Source organism: Microbulbifer sp. CAU 1566 (assembly GCF_023156515.1).
Taxonomy (GTDB): Bacteria; Pseudomonadota; Gammaproteobacteria; order Pseudomonadales; family Cellvibrionaceae; genus Microbulbifer.
Map to the genome: position 1 here is coordinate 804,785 of NZ_JALNMG010000001.1, position 19,399 is coordinate 824,183.

The 19,399-nt window shown below is 56.9% G+C and carries 8 protein-coding genes; 3 read left to right on the forward strand and 5 right to left on the reverse strand.

Annotated features, from left to right (window positions below; all coding sequences use genetic code 11):
* Positions 1-498 precede the first annotated feature (498 nt).
* Together M0G74_RS03355 and M0G74_RS03360 are read right to left on the reverse strand one after the other, a co-directional pair.
* Positions 499-3,531: a TonB-dependent receptor gene (locus M0G74_RS03355; RefSeq protein WP_248214513.1), complete on the reverse strand. Its 3,033-nt coding sequence runs from the start codon at positions 3,529-3,531 to the stop codon at positions 499-501.
* Positions 3,532-4,106: 575 nt separating this feature from the next.
* The gene (locus tag M0G74_RS03360; RefSeq protein ID WP_248214516.1) at positions 4,107-6,935 is read right to left on the reverse strand and encodes a TonB-dependent receptor; all 2,829 of its coding nucleotides are present in this window, start codon (positions 6,933-6,935) and stop codon (positions 4,107-4,109) included.
* 943 nt (positions 6,936-7,878) lie between these two features.
* On the opposite strand from M0G74_RS03360, the gene M0G74_RS03365 reads away from it, so the two are divergent.
* Together M0G74_RS03365 and M0G74_RS03370 are read left to right on the forward strand one after the other, a co-directional pair.
* Positions 7,879-11,298: a LamG-like jellyroll fold domain-containing protein gene (locus M0G74_RS03365; protein ID WP_248214519.1), complete on the forward strand. Its 3,420-nt coding sequence runs from the start codon at positions 7,879-7,881 to the stop codon at positions 11,296-11,298.
* Between the two features lie 208 nt (positions 11,299-11,506).
* Entirely contained in the window at positions 11,507-13,336 is a 1,830-nt protein-coding gene (locus M0G74_RS03370; RefSeq protein ID WP_248214523.1) for an ATP-binding protein, read from the forward strand.
* Positions 13,337-13,465: 129 nt separating this feature from the next.
* Here M0G74_RS03370 and katG read toward each other — a convergent pair whose 3' ends face one another.
* Positions 13,466-15,685, reverse strand: coding sequence for a catalase/peroxidase HPI (gene katG, locus M0G74_RS03375; protein WP_248214537.1), 2,220 nt, complete (start codon positions 15,683-15,685; stop codon positions 13,466-13,468).
* Between the two features lie 177 nt (positions 15,686-15,862).
* On the reverse strand, positions 15,863-17,008 hold the full coding sequence (locus M0G74_RS03380; protein WP_248214540.1) for a sialidase family protein: 1,146 nt from the start codon (positions 17,006-17,008) through the stop codon (positions 15,863-15,865).
* 58 nt (positions 17,009-17,066) lie between these two features.
* On the opposite strand from M0G74_RS03380, the gene M0G74_RS03385 reads away from it, so the two are divergent.
* The gene (locus M0G74_RS03385; RefSeq protein ID WP_248214542.1) at positions 17,067-17,558 is read left to right on the forward strand and encodes an NYN domain-containing protein; all 492 of its coding nucleotides are present in this window, start codon (positions 17,067-17,069) and stop codon (positions 17,556-17,558) included.
* On the opposite strand, the gene M0G74_RS03390 is transcribed toward M0G74_RS03385, so the two are convergent.
* Positions 17,499-19,250 (reverse strand): diguanylate cyclase, encoded by a 1,752-nt coding sequence (locus tag M0G74_RS03390; protein WP_248214545.1) that lies wholly within the window; start codon positions 19,248-19,250, stop codon positions 17,499-17,501. The genes M0G74_RS03385 and M0G74_RS03390 overlap by 60 nt on opposite strands.
* Between the last annotated feature and the right edge of the window lie 149 nt (positions 19,251-19,399).

A 19,399-nucleotide genomic window follows, 5' to 3' on the forward strand; every position in this document is an offset into this window, starting at 1 on the left:
GGCTCTGCGTTACCTCAATTTCCCCCTTTAAGCGACTTTCTCGTATTTGCCCCCGAAACGGGCTTAGCTGACAGTCCCAATACCGTCAGCACCCGCCCGGAAAACAAAAAAATATCCATAAAAACAATAAGTTACAAATTGTCTCTTGCGCGACTTCACCGAACAACCAGGCTGTAACGCCAAACGATCCAGTCGAGACATACAACGCAAAGTCATCCTAAATTTCACAAGAAATACAAAATGACTTAATCAATCTGAAATAAAACTACCCATACGGGACCAATTTGAACCAGATCACGAAATACTTACAACTTTCTTTCAAAAATCTGTTTCCGGGTGCATCCAACCGGGGCTCCTGTGCATCGTTGCGACGACATCAGACCCAGCGCTCAACCCAGAACAGTGGAGAAAAAAGCCGACACTTGGCCGGCAAATAAAGGATGTGCATTCTGAAACGGCCCCCGAAGGGGCCGTTACTATTGAGAGGATTTATGGTTATCAGAAATCGTAAGACGCTGTCAGCATCACGTAACGCGGAGTCTGGTAACCCAGGGCCGTGTTGTAGGTATTGCTGACCGTGTAGGGGTCGTCTTCCGAAGTCACATCCATTTGGGTCGCTTTGGTTTCATTCAGCAGGTTGAACACGTTCATGCTCAAACGCAGCTTCTGATCCATAAATGCCGGGGTATAGGTCAGACCCATATCCAGCGTGCGAGTCCAGGGGGTACGTTCGTCACCCGGGGTTGCCACTTCACCGAAGCAGGTGTGGTAGCTGGCGCCGTAGCCAACGGGGTCACCGGCGTCAGACGCTTCGTCGACAGTACCATCCGGGTTGTAGAAGCCCAGGCAGCTGACCGGCATACCGGACATGATACGGGCATTGGCGCTCAGCAGCAGTTCCTCGGTAACGGCGTAGCTACCGCGAATCTTCAGCTGGTGACGGCGGTCGTTCGCCAGGTAGCCATCAGAGAACTGCATCAGTTCTGCCACGTCCCAGTCCTGGGTCTTGGAGATGTTGTCCTGACCGAACTCGGACTTAACCTGGCCTTCGGTGTTGCCCTGCAGCTTGCTGTAGGTGTAGTCCACACGCGCTTCCCACTTGCCGTCGAACGGACGCTCGATGAACAGGTCAATCGCGGAGTACTCACGCTTCAGGTCAGGCATACCCCAGTCGTCGGCGCTCATGGTCACTTGGGTGCGGCCTTCGCCATCGAGATTCGCGATGCTGAAGGTATTGGTACCGCCCGGGTTGAACATGTAGCAGTATTCCATCGCCAGGTTATCGGGATCCACACCCATGGACTCGAGCTTGGCAACCATACGGTCGGGGTCACACACGTCGTCGATACCGGACTTCAGGTCACGGAAGGTGAACTTACCACCGTAGGTCCAGTCTTCACCCAGGCTTTTTTCAAAGCCGATGATGTACTCGTCCTGGTACATGTTTTCCAGGTCAGAGGGGGCAAAAGTATCCGGGTCAACCGCCTGGCCGTACTCACCATTGGCGGATACCGGGCCCGGGCCGAGCGCGGTCAGGCCGGTAGGTGCACCGTTCTCATCAATTCCGGTGTAAGTGAAGTACTCGCGGGTATAAGTCGCCGCAGAGGCACCGCGAATCGCAACGTTGTTCGGCATCGCCAGATAGTAGCGACCGGCGTTGGCGTAGACTTTGAACGAAGAATCACCGAACACATCCCAGGCAGCGCCCAGGCGCGGTGCCCACTGGTCGTCAGACTCAAGATAGGCGTCGCCGTCCAGGTTGTAGTTGGTGAACTTGTCGTTACGCAGGCCCATGGACAGCAGCACATCAGGCGTTACCTGCCAGCGGTCTTCCAGGTAGTAGGAATCCTGCTCCAGCTTCATGCTGGTGGCATCCTGGTAGATGTAGCTCTGCACGTAGTAGCCGTCGCCACCCGGAGCACCCACACCCAGTGCGGCGTTCAGGTCGGAGCCCGGCTCGGCACGGCCGTAGATCCACACATCAGTTACCTGAGAGACACCTTCGTTCTCAGACTCAAACTCCATGTTGTCCACACCCAAGGTCAGGGTGTGGTCGCCCACTACCCACTCCAGGTTCACGCGCACACCGTCGGTGTAGTCGTGGGCATTACGGCCCTGGTAACCGCCGGCGCGGTTAGCGATGGGGTTATCACCGACAATCGACGGATCCTGGTTCAGGTAACCGGAGATGTACGGGAACAGGGTATCACCGCCCAGCTCGTCTTTATAAGAGAAGCTGCCGTGGCCATAGGTCGCACTCAGGGTCAGGCTATCGGTCAGGTAGCCGGTGTAGTTCAGGATGGAGAACTCACTGCGGTTGCTGATGGAATTGGGAGCGGAGTCCAAAGCCGGGCCGCGGGTCGCGGTATCGAAATCCCACTCGTTGAAGCTGCCCTCTTCGGTGTTCTCTTCACCCATGTAGGTGTATTCGAGCAGATGGTCTTCGGTAATGTACCAGTCCAGCTTCGCGTAGACCTTGTTGTTCTCGTTGTCCCAGTCGGTTACACGAGGGGTCCCGTCGGCGTACGGAGAATTTTGCGCTTCCTTCATTTCAGTTTCGAAGGAAACGAAACCGAACAGCTTATCCTGAATCAGCGCGCCACTGACGTAACCGGTGTAGGTTTCACCCCAGGAGAAGTCTTCACTGCCCTCTTCACGTTTGGTGCCGGCCAGTTCCGGGTGGGTGTATTCGTAGCCTTCCGGCAGTTCCATATTCTGGAAGTAGGTATCCGGCTTGCTGGACTTCAGGCCCTTGGGTGTGATGATCACCTGGCTGCCGAAGTGCAGGTCATTGCTACCACGGGCACCCACCTGGTTGATTACACCACCGGAAGAACGGCCGTATTTGGCACCGTAACCACCGGTATAAGTTTCCTGCTGGGCCACAGAGGCGTAAGGCAGGCTGAAACCACCGAGGTTGGACAGGGGATCACTGGCAAGGAAACCGTTGATGTAATAGGCGTTTTCAGAAACACCGGCACCACCGAAGGACACCATGTTACCGAAGTAGCCGCTGGCACCGGCGTTTACACCGGGCGCCAACAGGGCGATGTTCTCAGCGGAACGCCCCATGGGCAGACGCTCGAGCTGCTCGGCCGTCAGTACTACGCGGGTGTCGGTGGAGCTGACGTCGATCGCCGGCATGTTTTCGCCACCGATCACGGTAACGTTTTCCATCAGGGCATCGTCGCCACCGAAGGAAACATCGGAGCTACCGCCGAGGCGCACAGGAATGCTGCGCGAGCCAACAGTCTCACCGTCTTGCTCCGCGGTAACCACGTAGGTGCCCACCGGCAGAGAGCCGACGTTGTAGCGGCCGGAGGCATCGACAGTAATGGTACGGCTGAAACCGCTGTTGTTTTTGATCACTACGGTGGCGCCAGCAGGCGCATTACCGGAGATAGAACCCGTGGTGCTCTGAGCGTATACCCCGCCGGCAACGCACATGCCCAGCGCGATGCTCAACGCGGAACGAACAAACTTGGACTTTGCCTGAGTAGGCTCTGCCCCGCAGAAATTAGACCTGGTCATTTGGCCCCCTCTCTTTTTTGTTGGATCTCTACTGAATCAGTTTTGTTATCTGTTGATTAAGGCGCCTGAAAAGCTGCCTTTCAGTAACTTACAGGCCCACCAATAAAAATGCCCATGACGGCATTTCATGTCCAACCTGACAATAATTAACCAAGTCTCTTTTTGTGCACTTGCGGCAAAACTTTGTTCGACAAAAGTCCAACAAAACAAGCAGTTGATCAGGGGAAAACCGCGCCATTCAGTACGAACGTCTGATTTTTGGAGCGACGCACCAGCTCCCGTTTACACAGGCCCAAAAGGGTGCACTGGGATATACAGCCTAATAAAGCGCAAAAATGAAAATATCCTCCTAACAATTAAAACCCTGGAAATAATGACCTTACATAAAACTTACATTTTTAGCGGCAACAGACCTTTTTCAATATTTATCGCCAAAATCATCCAATAGCACCGCAAAAAGCTCTGCTATCCGACTTTTTCGCAAAATCAGTCGAGGTATTGCCAGTTAGCACGGGGAAACAAAAAAGGCAGCCCGAGGGCTGCCTAAAGGAAGGTTGCGGAAGTTTCCGCGGAGATCAGAATGAGTAGCGGGCGCCCAGCGCAAAGGTACGGCTGAAGATCGCATTGCCCAGGTTATACACATCGGCGTTTTCGTAGTAGCTACGATACTCTTCATCGGTCAGGTTGGTGGCATCGAAGGTGACGACCAGGTTGTCGCTCACGTCGTAGCTCGCCTGGAAGTCCATGCTGACTTCCGCCTGGCGATAGACACCCAGGGGGTTGGCGAAAATACGCGCTTCGTAGTTAGCCAGGAAGTCGTCACGCCATACGTAGGAAAGACGCATATCCAGGTCGTTCTTGTCGTAGGCAAACACCACGCTGTAGGAGGAGTCGGAAACACCGAAAATCGGGGTTTCTTCCATGCCCACCAAAGCACCACTCAAATCGTCGTATACCGGCACTTCCTGCTCGGAGTCCAGCATGGTATAGCTCGCCTGAATACCGAAGCCGTCAAGTATGCCCGGCAGGTTCTCCGGGAAATAGGTCGCGCCCAGCTCCAGCCCCTGCAGAACACCGTTGGAGGTGTTGCCCGGTGTTGTCAGCACATAAGTAGAGGGCTCGGTTTCGGTTTCTGCCTGATGAGTAATGTAGCTCTTGGCATCGTAGAAGAAGCCTTCGATATCGCGGCGGAACAAGGTGCCGTAGAGCGCACTGGCTTCTCCGAAATACCACTCCAGAGACAGGTCGATATTCTGGGATTCAACCGGCTCCAGATCCGGGTTACCCGCACTGGCGGTACCGTTGGTATTAGTCACGCTGGGCGCGTAGTAAATCCACGGGTTCAACTGGGTGAAGCCGGGACGCTGCAGCGTAGTGGTATAGGCCAGACGTGCGAACAGATCTTCGGTAATCGCGTAGCGGACCATCAGACTCGGCAGCAGCTTGGAGTTGCTACCGGAACCGGAAGTGCCCACCGGATTGCCATTCTCATCCAGGATACCGACATCGAAGAATTCCATGTCGCGAGAAGTATTCACGTAGCGAACACCAAATTGACCATCGAGGATACGGCCAGCGACTTCGGTTTCGTAGCTCGCCTGGGCGTAAACCGAGGTGGTGTCTTCATCCAGTTCGAAGGTCGTCAGCAGCGGTTCGGCAGACAGCCCGTACAGCGTGCGGAACTCATCGATGTTGTCGTGGATGTAGTGGCCATTGGGCGCCGCCCATGACAGCGGAATATCCGCTCGACCATCGTAGAAGTTGTTGTTGATGCTTACCAGGTTCTCATTGAACTCTGCGGCATTGCGTCCGAGGAAACCTTCCTGGCCGCGGGTGGACTCAGAAGCAAAGCGACCTTCGTGACGCAGGCCGAAGCTGACCTGGTTGATCGCACCCCAGTTCACATCCAGCTCGCCATCGAGCTTGAAGGTCACTGCATCACCTTCGCGACTGCCGCCATTGTCATACAGCTGGGCGACATTCCACTGGGCGGCATCGGTCAGGTCACTTTCATCGACATCCGGCGTCTCCGGGTTGTCGTAGAACTCCAGCGCGGGCTCACCATTGCCGGTGTTGAAGTCCACACCCAGACCGTAGGCAACGCGATCGAAACGCATGGCCACAAAGCTTTCTTCAAAGGTGCTGTCCTGATAGATCAGCTCGGAAGATAGGCGGAAGCTGTCACTGATATCCCAGTTACCACCCAGGGCATACACAAAGCTGTCGGTCTTGCCCGCAGCGATATCGCCGCTGGTGAATCCGTAGGGCGCAGCCACATCGCGGCTCTTGACCACGTTGGTACCGTCAAACAATTCCACTTCCCCACCCATTGGCAGGTGCGTGTTGTCGCCCCACCAGTCAACAAAGGTGAAGTTCAGGGAGTTGAAGGATTCATTGCGGTAGCCGTTATAGAAGGCTTCAAACAGGTATTCGGAGGATTCGTTGGGAGCCCATTGCAGGGAGATGTTCGCCGCCGGGCGTTCGCGCTTGCCGGTAAAATCCGAGGCAAATACGGCATCGCGACCCAGTACATAGCCCACCTCTTCGCCGTTCATGGTCAGCGTGGAACCTGCAGAGTACGGCAGGCCGCTTTCCAGGCCCGGCTCCCACACCGGCGCCTCAGCGACACGGCCATCGTTGACCTGGATGCGCTCGTAAGGAACCCAGCCTTCCGGTGCGTCACCGGTGACAAATGGCACCGCCGCTCCCGGGGTAATACTCTGGTCGCGGTAATTGGTCTCTGCGTAGGAGAGGTTGACCAGCGCACCGAACTTGCCGAAGTCGCCTTCCCAGGAATTGGCAAACATGCCACTGAAGTTGGGGTCGTTGCTCTCCGATTGTTCCTGATAAATATTGCGGCCAGCCAGTACGACTTTGCTGCCGTCAAAATCAAACGGACGGTTGGTACGGATATCGATCTGTCCGGCGATACCACTGGAAATCTGCGAGGCATCGCGGGTTTTATACACTTCCACGCCACGCAGCAAGCTGGCCGGTACGTCGGCCAGTGCAACCGAGCGGCCAGAGGCGGTAAAAATCTGGCGACCGTTCACGGTGGTGGTCACATCATTCAAGCCGCGGATGGCTACCGTAGACACTTCACCGGCGCCGCGGTCGGTGACCTGCACACCGGTTACCCGCTGCAGGGCTTCCACGACGTTGTTATCGGGGAATTTACCGATGTCTTCCGCAACGATGGAATCCACGATCTGAAACTTGTCGCGCTTGATATCAATCGCTTTGGACAAACTTGCCCGCACACCGGTGACTACCACTTCTTCCAGCGCTGCCGACTCATCAATCTCCGCATCGTATTTGGAGTCCTGAGCCAACACTGCACTACTCATGCCGCCAAACGCCGTCGCCATGGCAATGGACGAACTCAGTAGGTGTCGCTTGAACATATTATCTCTCCCATCTTGGGTGTTTTTATTGTGTTGCCGAATTCCGGGGAGGGTATTCACCACTCCCGGTATTTCCGCGCCAGACCTCCGCGCGGGTTTCTGTCTGTAACCGGCTTGCGCAACGTATCCGGCCTCTGGGCGGCCGGGGTTCCACTCGCGAATTACAGGCGTCAAGGGGTCGCTTGTGCTCAGGGAACACAAACCCCATTCGGTTTCGGGCAGATGAGAGCCACACTGGCTAATTGGGTGGGCAATAAACGACTGATGATGCAGGCCGTACAGGATTGGCCGGGAAGTCGTCTCTCGCACATCGCTGGTCTTCGACTCTCTTATTATTCGGTGCTTGTCTCGGCAGGGCCGGCTCGCACTCTCTTTTATCTGGTGTCCCTCCCCCCTGGTGGCAAACACTTTTGCAAGTAGCGCCCCGGGAAGGCCGGATTTACACCTTATTTGTATTACTTTTGGGCATGCTAGCCACTTATTTCGGGTCCGTCAACGAGCTTTTCGCCATTTTTGTTATACAAAATGAAGATTTTGGACAGAAACAATACGCTCCAGGCGGCACCAAACCCGCGCTATCAGGGCCATAGCCGGGAACAATGACCCGCAGTAACCGCCAGCGCGGTCTCCAACGGTAAAGACCGGCACGTAATTCTTCATTTTCTGCACGAAAAATCAACGATTTATCACCTATACCGGCTGCTCCGGGACTCTGCGGCCCATATCAACGGCTCTTTCTCCGCAGTTCCGGGCCACAAAAGCCAAAATATTATTGTAATACGATAACTCTATTGGCAAGATTCACGGCTACCCTGCGCTGGAGATGTCGGCAGCCCCACTGTCGGCACTGGCATTCTCTGTGCGCACTGCGGTACTGGGTGCGATCGGAGGGGGTAATAGCGGAGAGAAAGCTCCAGATAATAAATACAAGAGGGATTCACCCATGAAGACCAACCACCGGGTCAGTTACCTGGCCCTAGTGCTGTCCAGCATTCTGTCGACCACCGGCTGTTTTGATTCGGGTTCCGGCGGCGGCGATGACGACCCCATTGTCAAACCTCAGCCAGAACCGGAACCCCAGCCCGAGCGGCCAAAGGTTCCGGACGCCACTGACCCCACCGCAGATGGCAGCACCATCGCCTACAACGATATGGGTGTGCACGACCCATCGGTGATCCGCGACGACGACGGCACCTTTTATGTATTCGGCTCCCACCTGGCTGCTGCCAAGTCCACCGACCTGATGACCTGGGATTTTGTCGCCGAAGGCGTCAACGACCAGAACCACCTGTTCAACACCTACGCCAGTGAAGTTTCCGAGGGGCTGGAATGGGTCGGCGGCCACCAGGGTTCCTGGGCCGCAGATGTGATCAAGCTGAACGACGGTCACTACTACTTCTACTACAACCACTGCGCCAACCCGGAAAGCGAAGCCGGCGACTGCAACGCGCCGCGCTCCTATCTCGGCGTCGCGGTGGCAGACGGCATCGAAGGCCCCTATACCGATCTGGGCATCTTCATGCGCTCCGGCATGACCCCGGAAGAACTGGCGGCGGGCTACGGTCCCGACGGCTTCACCGGCACCGAGTACAACCCCTGGATCCACCCCAACGCCATCGACCCGGATGTCTTCTACGACAAGGATGGCAAGCTGTGGATGACGTACGGCTCCTACTCCGGCGGCATCTTTATCCTGGAAATGGATGAAACCACCGGCAAGCCGCTCCCCGGCCAGGGCTTCGGCAAACACCTTACCGGCGGCGACCATAGTGCCATTGAAGGCACTTACATGCTGTACAGCCCGGAGAGTGACTACTACTACCTCTTCATGTCGTTCGGCGGCTTTGTCTCCACCGATGGCTACAACATTCGCATCGCCCGCTCGAAAAACCCGGACGGTCCCTTCCTGGACGCGGAAGGCAATGACATGGTCAATGCCCGCGGCAATTGGGACAGCATCGCGCCTTACGGGGTGAAGATGATGGGCGGCTTTGAATTCGCCTCGGATGTGGGCGACACCGTCGGCGCGCGCGGCTATTTGGCTCCGGGCCACAACTCTGCCTACTACGACGAAGCCACCGGCAAGCACCTGCTGATTACCCATACCCGTTTCCCCAACCGCGGTGAACAGCACTCGGTGCGCGTGCACGAGATGTTCGTGAATGCCGACGGCTGGCTGGTGGCTTCACCCCAGCGCTACGCCCCCATCGATGGGGACAACATCGTCGACAGCAACGACCTGAACGGCACCTACAAATTCATCAACCACGGCAAGGACATCAACCGCACTGCCAAACCCACCCTGTATGTTTCCCTGAATGACGATGGCACAGTGAGTGGCGAAGTCAGTGGTACCTATGCCCACGATGTGGATAACCCGACGCAGATCAGCTTTACCCTGGATATCGACGGTGAAAGTGTTGCCTACGCGGGGGTCACCCAGTGGCAGTGGAACGAGGCTTCTAGCAAGCTGGTGCCGGTGTTTACAGCGGTATCCGCCAGCGGCGAATCCATCTGGGGCACCAAGATGGATAACCTGGCGGACGCCGATGTACTCACCAACATCAGTGATGCGCTGGCACTGCCGACAAGTTCGACGGATAACAGCCTGACACTACCCACCCGCGGCACCCGCGCGGCCACAATCACCTGGAGCAGCAGCGACGAAAATGTCATGCAGGCCGATGGCAGCGTAACGCGCCCCAATGCGGGTGAAGGCGACCAGACGATCACCGTCACCGCGGACATCGACCTCAATGGAGCCACCAGCAGTAAGTCCTTCGACATCACCATTCCCCAGCGCCAGCCGTACAACCGCACTGCCTGGTTCCCGTTTGAAAACAGCCTGGCGGAATCCGAAAGCCGCTTCGCTCCGGGTACCGCCACCGGCGACCGCATTTTCAATACCGGCACCATCGCGTACACCGAAGGCCTGGAAGGCTCAGCGTTGCAGCTCGACGGCAGCAACGGCGTACTGTTGCCGGAAGGGTTGATCAACAACTACGAGTACACGGTGTCCTTCTGGGCCAACCCGACGGCAATCACCGGATTCACCACCGCCTTCTTTGGTGCCGTCAACGAGCAGACCGCTGACAACGGCCTGCCCTATTCCAACAACTGGATCAGTTTCCTGCCCCAGAGCTGGGATGAAAACACCATGTTGTGGAGTGGTAGCGAGGCCTGGTTCGATGGCTCCGCAGGCGAGCGGATTCCGGAAGGCGCCTGGACCCACATGGCGTTTTCCGTCAACCAGGGCCTGGTCAGCGTCTACCTGAACGGCGAGCAGAAATTCTCTGCGGGTAACCTCAGCGACTTTTTCTCCGGCAACACCGGAACCTTCGCGCTCGGCGTCAACTACTGGGACCTGCCGTTCAATGGCCTGATCGATGAGCTGAAAGTGTACGAGGCCGCCCTCACCGCCGAGGAGGTTCGCTTCCTGGATATCGACAAAAAGTCCGACGCCGAATTGCTGGCTTCCGCTACCGCGATTCTCGATCTGGGCGACCTGTCCGCGGTTGCGGACAATCTGCAGCTGCCGGTAACCGGCCCCTACGCCGCCGCCATCCACTGGAGTTCCTCCAACCCGGCGGCGATCGAGGTATCGGGCAGCGCCGGTATGGTCACCCGCCCGGAAGGCAGCGATGCCGAAGTCACCCTCACCGCGACGCTGACCCTGAACGGTGCCCAGGAAGTGAAAACCTTCGCCGTCACGGTGAAATCCAGCGGCTTGCCCGAACCTGTAGCCCACTACGGTTTCGAACAGACCCTGGATGACACCACCGGTAATTTCGGTGCGGGTAGCGTGGTCGGCAATCTGATCGATGCGGCCGGTGGCAGCATCACCTATGCCGACGGTGTTACCGGCCAGGCCGCGGTATTCGACGGCGCGTCCGGCGTGGTATTGCCGGACGGGTTGATCGAGGATCACAACTACAGCTTCAGCTTGTGGCTGAGCCCCTCGGCACTCACCGCCTACACCACCAGCTTCTTCGGCTGGGCCACCACAGAAAGCTGGATCAGCCTGCTGCCCAACGGCCACGGCAGCGACACCATGTTGTGGTCCGGCACCGCCTGGTACGACGCCAATACCGGTATCCAGATTCCACAGGATGCCTGGAGCCAATTGGCGGTCAGTGTGAATGGCGGTGAAGTCAGTGTGTACATCAACGGCGAGCAGGCCTTCGGCGGCAGCAACTTCCCGGATATTTTCGGCCCTGCGGCGGAACGCCACTTTGCCCTGGGCGTGAACTACTGGGATACCCCCTACCCCGGCATGATGGACGAGCTGAAAGTCTATGCAGATGCCATTCCCGCTGCCGACATTCAGGCACTATATGAGGCGGAGCTACTGAACCAAGAGTGATGACGCCAATTTCTACACACTAGTTAAAGAAAAGGTTCAAACCGGATAAAACCGGGCCAAACCGAACCAAACCAAAAAAAGGGCAGCGCAAGCTGCCCTTTTTCATGGGCGACTTGTTCTCGGTCAAAGGTTTTCGCTCCATAGAAATATTGCCGCCCTCCCGGGCTTTGAGTAGTGTGAAGGGGTACGGATCGAATAAGACCTTGCCATGGAACACTCGACTGGGGCGCGGTTGCCGCTCATTCATCACATATTGCCAACCCTGCTCGCAGTACTGCTGTTAATGGGTGCCAGCGAATGGCTGATTATTAGCCAACTGCCACCGGGAACCCAATTCGCCGGCTCGGTGCTGCGGGTACTACTGGCAACTGCGCTGGTCGGCTTCTCCGGTTTCCTGTTATATCGCCTGCAGCAGCGCCTTAACCTACGTCAGGCCAGATTGTTGGCCCACCAGGAAAAGCTCAATGCCGAGTACCAACAGGAACTGAAAAAGCACGAGCAAACCGAAAAGACCCTGTCCGACCAACTGCATTTCCTCCAGATTCTGATCGACGCCATCCCCGCCCCCATCTTCTATAAAGACGCCGATGGCATTTACACCGGCTGCAACCGCGCGTTTGAGGCTTTCCTCGGCAAGTCGCGGCAGGCGATTGTCGGTCACTCGGTGTATGGCGTATCCCCCGGCCCCCAGGCCAAGGTATATCACGAGAAAGACCTGGAGTTGATGCACCAGCGCGGCCAGCAGGTTTACGAATCTCAAGTGGCCTACGCCGACGGCAGCCTGCACGATGTCATATTCAACAAGGCTGCTTACGAGCTGGAAGATGGCCGCCTTGGCGGATTGATCGGCGTCATTCTGGATATTACCGAGCGCAAGACGCTGGAACGGCAGCTGGTACAGGCCAAAGAAAAAGCGGAGTTTTACAGTCGTTCCAAAACCCAGTTCCTGACCAATATGAGTCACGAGATCCGCACGCCACTGAATGCGATTGTCGGTTTCAGCCAGGTGCTGCATAGCCGCAGTGCCGGTTTCGAGTTGCCGCAGGATTTTCGTGAGTTCCTCGAAAAAATTTCCATCAGCGGCCAGCGCCTGGCGGAGCTGGTGAACGATGTGCTGGATATATCCCGGATCGAGGCGGGCAAGATGGAAGCGGTGGAGGAGGACTTCCCGCTACAGCGCTTGATCGACTGCATCCTGGTTTCCTGCGAACCCCAGGCCATTCGCCAGAACCTGCGTATTCACTGTGATATCGACCCCACCCTGCCCGCGTATATTCGCAGTGACCGCGGCAAGCTGTCGCAGATACTCATCAACTTGATCGCCAACGCCATCAAATTCTCGCCGGCCGACAGCGCCATTACACTCACGCTGAAAAACCGGAACGACACACAGCTTGCGATCGAGGTGATGGATCGCGGTATCGGTATTCCGCCGGAGCAACAGGCGATTATTTTCGAGCCGTTTGAGCAGGTGGACAAATCCCTCCGTGGGCAAGCCCGCGGTACCGGATTGGGGCTGCCAATTACCCGCAGCCTGGTGGAACTCCTCGGCGGCAGTATTTCCCTGGAAAGTGAAAATAATGTCGGCACCCGCTTCCAGGTATTGTTGCCCTTGCGCCACGGCAGCCCCACACCAATAGCAAGTGGTGAGCAGGAAAAAACCCGCTCACTCGACGGTATCCGGATTCTGATTTTTGAAGACAACGCGCTGAACCAGACACTGATGCAGGCGTTCTGTGATGATCTGAAGGTGGACGCCACCTTTGTCGCCGATGGCCGCCAGGGAATCGAACAAGTCCAGGCCATGCACCCGGATCTGATTTTTATGGATATTCAGATGCCCGGGCTCAGCGGCATCGAAGCCACGCAAAAAATTCGCCAGAACCCGGCATTTTGTGATACACCGATCATCGGCCTTTCGGCCGCGGCCTTTAGTGACCAGCGCAATGCGGCGCTGGATGCAGGCATGAACGACTACCTCACCAAGCCGATCGCTTTTCCGCAGTTAATCGCGGCGATCAACAAACACCTGGACTAATGGAAAGTATTCGACAGGTTTTCTCGCACAAAAAAATGGGCAGCCTGAGGCTGCCCATTTTTTAATTTGGCCGTTCCGGAAGGTACGGCCTTTGCCTTTGCAGGCAAACCCATCCTGTGACAGATTGGATTACTTCAGGTCAAAACGATCCAGGGTCATCACCTTGGTCCAGGCATTGACGAAGTCGTTTACGAACTTCTCGTCGCTGTCGTTGCTGGCGTACAGCTCAGACAGTGCGCGCAGTTCGGAGTTGGAGCCGAAGATCAGGTCTACCGGGGTGGCAGTCCACTTCACTTCGCCAGTCTCGCGATCTTTACCTTCATACAGACCATCTTCCTTGAAGGACTTGGACCACTTGGTATCCATATCCAGCAGGTTTACGAAGAAGTCGTTGCTCAGGGTGCCCGGCTTGTCGGTGAATACACCGTGGGTGGAGCCGTCGTGGTTCGCACCCAGGGTACGCATGCCGCCTACCAGTACCGTCATTTCCGGAACGCTCAGGTCCAGCAGATTGGCGCTGTCGATCAGCATATCCACCGGCATCATGTGCGCGTCTTCGGAGTAGTAGTTACGGAAGCCGTCGGCCTTGCGCTCCAGGTAACCGAAAGACTGAACATCGGTCATTTCCTGGGTAGCATCATTACGACCCGGCTTGAACGGAACGGTAACGTCGTAACCGGCTTTCTTGGCTGCCTGCTCGATTGCCGCGGCACCGCCGAGAACGATCATGTCCGCCATGGACACTTTCTTGTTACCCCACGCGCTGCTGTTGAATTCCTGCTGGATTTTCTCCAGCTGGCCCAGAACCTTGTCCAGCTCCTGCGGATTGTTCACAGCCCAGTCTTTCTGCGGAGCCAGACGGATGCGAGCACCGTTGGCACCACCGCGCATATCGGTACCGCGGTAAGAAGACGCTGAAGCCCAGGCAGTGCGCACCAGTTCAGATACGCTCAGACCGCTGTCCAGAACCTCGGCTTTCAGGTTTTTCACATCGCGATCACTGATCAGTTTGAAGTCCACTTCAGGGATCGGATCCTGCCAGCTCAATACTTCCGCCGGTACTTCGTCGCCCAGGTAGCGTGCGCGCGGGCCCAGGTCGCGGTGAGTCAGCTTGAACCACGCCTTGGAGAAGGCCAGCTGGAACTCTTCCGGGTTCTTGTGGAAGCGCTCGGCGATTTCCTTGTACTTCGGATCAAAGCGCATGGACAGGTCGGTGGTGAACATCATCGGCGCGTGACGCTTACCTTCAACGTGCGCATCCGGAACAAACTTCGCCTGCTCGGCATTCTTCGGCTCCCACTGGGTGTGGCCAGCCGGGCTCTTGGTTTTCACCCACTCGAAGCCGAACAGGTTGTCCAGGAACTGGGAGCTCCAGGCAATCGGGTTGGCAGACCAGGCGCCTTCTAAGCCGGAAGTGATGGTGTCTTCAGAGTGGCCTTTGCCACACTTGTTTTCCCAGCCGAAGCCCTGCTGTTCGATCGGGGCACCGCCCGGCGCTGCACCGACGCATTCTTGCGGCTTGTGCGCACCGTGGGCCTTACCGAAGGTGTGACCACCAGCGATCAGCGCAACGGTTTCTTCATCGCTCATGGCCATGCGGCCGAAGGTGTCACGAATACGGTGACCGGCAGCCAGCGGATCCGGGTTGCCGTTCGGGCCTTCCGGGTTTACGTAGATCAGGCCCATGTGGTCTGCGGCCAGCGGTTTTTCCAGCACATTGCCGTTGAAGCGCTTGTCGTTGGCAACCCACTCACGCTCGGAGCCCCAGTAAACAACATCGGCTTCCCAGTCGTCTTCACGGCCACCGGCGAAGCCGAAGGTTTTGAAGCCCATGGATTCCAGGGATACGTTGCCGGCCAGTACCATCAGGTCTGCCCAGGAAATGGCATTGCCGTACTTCTGTTTTACCGGCCATACCAGGCGACGGGCTTTATCCAGGCTCACGTTGTCCGGCCAGCTGTTCTGCGGCTCGAAACGCTGCTGGCCGCCACCGGCGCCACCACGGCCATCATAAACACGGTAGGTACCGGCACTGTGCCAGGCCATACGGATAAAGAAGGGACCGTAGTGACCGTAGTCCGCCGGCCACCAATCCTGGGAAGTGGTGAGGACTTCCCTGAGGTCTTTCTTGACTGCGTCCAGGTCCAGCTTGCTGAAAGCTTCGGCGTAATCAAAGTCTTCACCCATCGGGTTGGACTTTTCCGCGTTCATGCGCAGCGGTTGCAGGTCGATGCGGTTCGGCCACCAGTCCTGGTTGGACATGACCTGATCGCCAGAAGGCGCAGCGTTGGCATTGACGGTGATGGCTGTCGCCAGCGCCACCGCCAGGGAGAGGGATTTCTTGAGCATTGGATTGCGTTCCTTATAGTCTCATCAATCGGACGAGAGAATCCTATAGGGTCACGCAATCACCTTGAAATTAGACGTTATTATCGGCCTTATTAATATCCACAATCTAAAAAGGGTCTTTGATAGTCACGCGGTATTAGCCTTATAGACCGCAACAATTCATCGTGCAAAATGTAATCAATGTGCTGCCAGACTAGCCAGGGGAACCCGGGTAACCACGATATTTTCTTTGTTTTCCCCATAGGCCACATACAGGTGTTCCCGCCACACGAAGGACTTGGGATAACTGAAGCCCTTTCGTTTATACAGTCCTTCATAGCGCGGACCTTCGAGTTGCTCGCCCCCGGCGCGGAGCAAGTAGGCGCGATCAAAAGTCGCGCCGTCATCGCTCAGGGTGACGGTGAGGGGTTCGCGGGTTTTCGAGCCGCTGGGGTTATTGACGATATAGGCAGTGCCGTCCGGCAGGTTACCCGCACTCTGTTTGGCACGGGAATCCGGCATATTGGTTGCTTGCGCACGGGACCAGGTTTCACCGCAGTCTTTACTCGCTGCCGCCAGTACCCGAAAGCTGCTCTGCTGATCCCGAAACACCATTACCAGGGTGCCGTCCCTGCGCATGAAATTGCTCGGCTCCAGTTCCCGGCTTACGCCGTCTTTTACCGACAGATTTTCAAATTGCCCCAGTTTCCAACCACTCAAGCCGGACGGGTCATCGGTATAGAGCGGCGCTACTTGCAAACCCGGCTGGCGATGCAATGCCGTCACCAGCCTGCCGCAATAGGTGTGGAAATCTTGTTCGATCACGCCGTCCAGGGGCTCGCCGGAAGCAAATTTTGGCCGCGCCGCTTCACCCCAGTGCTCACCGTTTTGACGGGTAAACACTTCGGTATAACCGCCCCTTGGTGCTAGATTGTTTGGCCACACGTTGATGAAGGCATAGAGTTCGTCGCCCTGCGCCCACCAGCCACCACTGGTTACTACCGCGCCTTCGCGCGCCGGCGCCAGCACTTTTGGAGCACTCCAATGCAGGCCGTCACTGCTGCTGGCGTAGAGCACCCGGGTATCCACCGCATCTTCATCCCGCTGCGAACTCTGCCACTGCAGATACAGGGTGCCCTTGTTTGCAAATAACACCGCACCGTGGTTGTACTGACTCTCTTCCGACACGCCGCGATAGACCGTAATAGACTCGGTACCCGGTGCCGTGGCGAGCCCCAAAGTTTCAGGCTGGTGACGATCAAACAGGTCGGGGGCCACGGTGAAAGGCTGTGCACTGGCGCCGATGGAAATACAAAGCCACAAGGCGGAAATCAGGTTCTTCATGTAAAAGCCGGGAGTCTGTGAATCGAGTGTGGATCGGGTAAAGTTACAGGTTTCCACCATGGTTAGCTGCACGATGCAAAAAGTCGCGATTTTTGTCGATGTCCAGAATGTGTATTACACCGCGAGGCAGGCGTTCCGGCGCAACTTCGATTACAACGCTTTCTGGGCAAAAGCGACCGCAGGCAGACAGGTCACCAGGGCGATCGCCTATGCGATTGACCGCGGCGACCCCAAGCAGCGGGAATTTCAGAATATCCTCAGGGCCATCGGCTTTGAGGTCAAACTGAAACCCTATATCCAGCGATCCGATGGCTCTGCCAAGGGCGACTGGGATGTAGGTATCACCATTGATGCACTGGAGGACAGTGGCGATGCCGATTGCGTAATCCTGGTGTCCGGCGATGGGGATTTCGATTTGCTGGTGAATAAACTGCGCGCAGACCGCGGCAAAAAAGTCGAGGTATACGGTGTTGCAGCCCTCACCGCCAGCTCACTGATTAACGCCGCCAGCGATTTCATCCCGATTGAACGGGACCTGTTGCTGAACTAATCCAACCAAGCGCTCACCAGGCTCCACATCCGTGCCGCAAACCGCACAGTTGCGGCCGTTTTCTTTGGCCGTGTACAACGCCTTGTCTGCGGATTCAAACAGTTGGATCGCCGCGTCAAAATTATTGTTCTCGAATGCCGCCACACCGATACTCACCGTCAGGCGCACGCCGTCTATTTCCGTTTCCGCCACTCCCCGCAGTAATCGCGTTGCCACCACTTTCGCCGCTTGTAAATCGGCGCGCGGCAACAGCACTGCAAATTCCTCACCCCCATAGCGGCACGCAATCACCGGTTTACGCACCAGCTTCCGCAGCAGTTGGCCGACGCCGCGCAATGCCGCGTCACCCCGGCCGTGTCCCAGGCGGTCGTTGATGGTTTTGAAGTGATCCAGGTCGAGCATCAGCAGGGCCAGAGGTGTGCCGCTGCGAGCCGCGAGTGCAAACTCCCGCGGCAACTGCTCATCGAAATAGCGCCGGTTGAACAGGCCGGTCAACTGGTCCGTATAACCGTGCCGCTGTATCTCCCCAACCCTGGCGCCCAGAGCAAGAGACAGCAGGACCATTTCAACCAACGCGCCCACCTGGAAGGCATTGTGGGTAAAGCTGTTGTGGGGCACCAACCCAAAGGTTTTCAGCATGTAGATGACCACACTCGCCAGTAGTGCGGTCCAGCCCACCAGGAAATACCGCGCGGGTACCGAGCCCCGCAGCAGGCTGATCACCCCCATCACCATAAACAGCATGGACAGTACCAGCGTCAAAATAGCGAGGCTCAGAATGATCGGCCCATAGCTGACGAATGGTGAGACCGCCGTCAGCGGAATCAGCAGGTAGAGCAACCAGCGGGCCAGGGTATCGGTGCGCGGGGCCAACCGCGGGCCAGAGCAGACGGTGCGTACAAACTGGATACCAAAGATCAGGGTAAACCCAAGCAGGATCACCAGGCTCTGATTGGCCAGCCAGGGGTTACCCGGCCACAGATACTGAAAGGAAATACCGTTGTGTACGCCAAAATACAGTCCGTAACTGACGGCGTAGCCCATGTAATAGGCATAGGCCCGGTCGCGTACCGCCAGGAACAGAAACAGGTTGTAAATCACCAGCACCAGGAATCCGCCGTAATAGATTCCCAGCAATATCTGCTCTTTACCCAGCTGCGGCAAAAAGGCGGTGTTGCTGCTGACACTGAGGCCGATATTCATCGAGCCCGCGGTCTGGTAGCGAAGGTAGTAGGTCTGGGTACTGTTGGCAGGCAGGGTGATCGGGAAAACGAAATCGCGCAGATTCAGCGGACGGGAATGGAAGGGGCGGCGGTCGCCGGTTGCGATCTGCGTCCAGCTGCCGTCGGGTTGGGGGGACCAGAAGTCCAGAAAATCGATCAGCGGGTAGTCCTGGTGGACAATCAACCCCAGGGGAGACGCGGTCGGGTTCGTCAGGGTCACCGCGACCCAGTAGCTGGCCCCCGTAAACCCGAAGTTTGCGCGCTCGCCCTCGACGGGCTTCAGCTGCTGCTGTGCATCCGCCGCCAGTAGATCCTGCAATTCCAGGGTCCCCGGCGGGTCGACCAGTAGCCGCAGGTGTGCCGTAAGACTACGGGGACCCTGTCCCTCTTCCACTACAAACGATTGGGCAGAGGCACTCAGCGACAGACAAATCAGCAACAGCCCCCAAACCAACCTTGCGATATTCATCGCTGCGCTTCCCCACGCTCATTATTTTGATAAGTGACGCCAAATCTTACCACAACAGGTATAAGCCCCTGCACCCAGCCACGTATTGAGCACGCAACTGATAATCTATATCATTCGCAGCCACTCGAGACCCTGCGGCCAGCACGTCG

Bases quoted from the DNA above. Each gene is read 5' to 3' on its own strand.
- M0G74_RS03370 (WP_248214523.1), top strand. From the start codon at position 11,507: ATGGAACACTCGACTGGGGCGCGGTTGCCGCTCATTCATCACATATTG.
- M0G74_RS03365 (WP_248214519.1), top strand. From the start codon at position 7,879: ATGAAGACCAACCACCGGGTCAGTTACCTGGCCCTAGTGCTGTCCAGC.
- M0G74_RS03380 (WP_248214540.1), bottom strand. From the start codon at position 17,008: ATGAAGAACCTGATTTCCGCCTTGTGGCTTTGTATTTCCATCGGCGCC.
- M0G74_RS03360 (WP_248214516.1), bottom strand. From the start codon at position 6,935: ATGTTCAAGCGACACCTACTGAGTTCGTCCATTGCCATGGCGACGGCG.
- katG (WP_248214537.1), bottom strand. From the start codon at position 15,685: ATGCTCAAGAAATCCCTCTCCCTGGCGGTGGCGCTGGCGACAGCCATC.
- M0G74_RS03390 (WP_248214545.1), bottom strand. From the start codon at position 19,250: ATGAATATCGCAAGGTTGGTTTGGGGGCTGTTGCTGATTTGTCTGTCG.
- M0G74_RS03355 (WP_248214513.1), bottom strand. From the start codon at position 3,531: ATGACCAGGTCTAATTTCTGCGGGGCAGAGCCTACTCAGGCAAAGTCC.
- M0G74_RS03385 (WP_248214542.1), top strand. From the start codon at position 17,067: ATGGTTAGCTGCACGATGCAAAAAGTCGCGATTTTTGTCGATGTCCAG.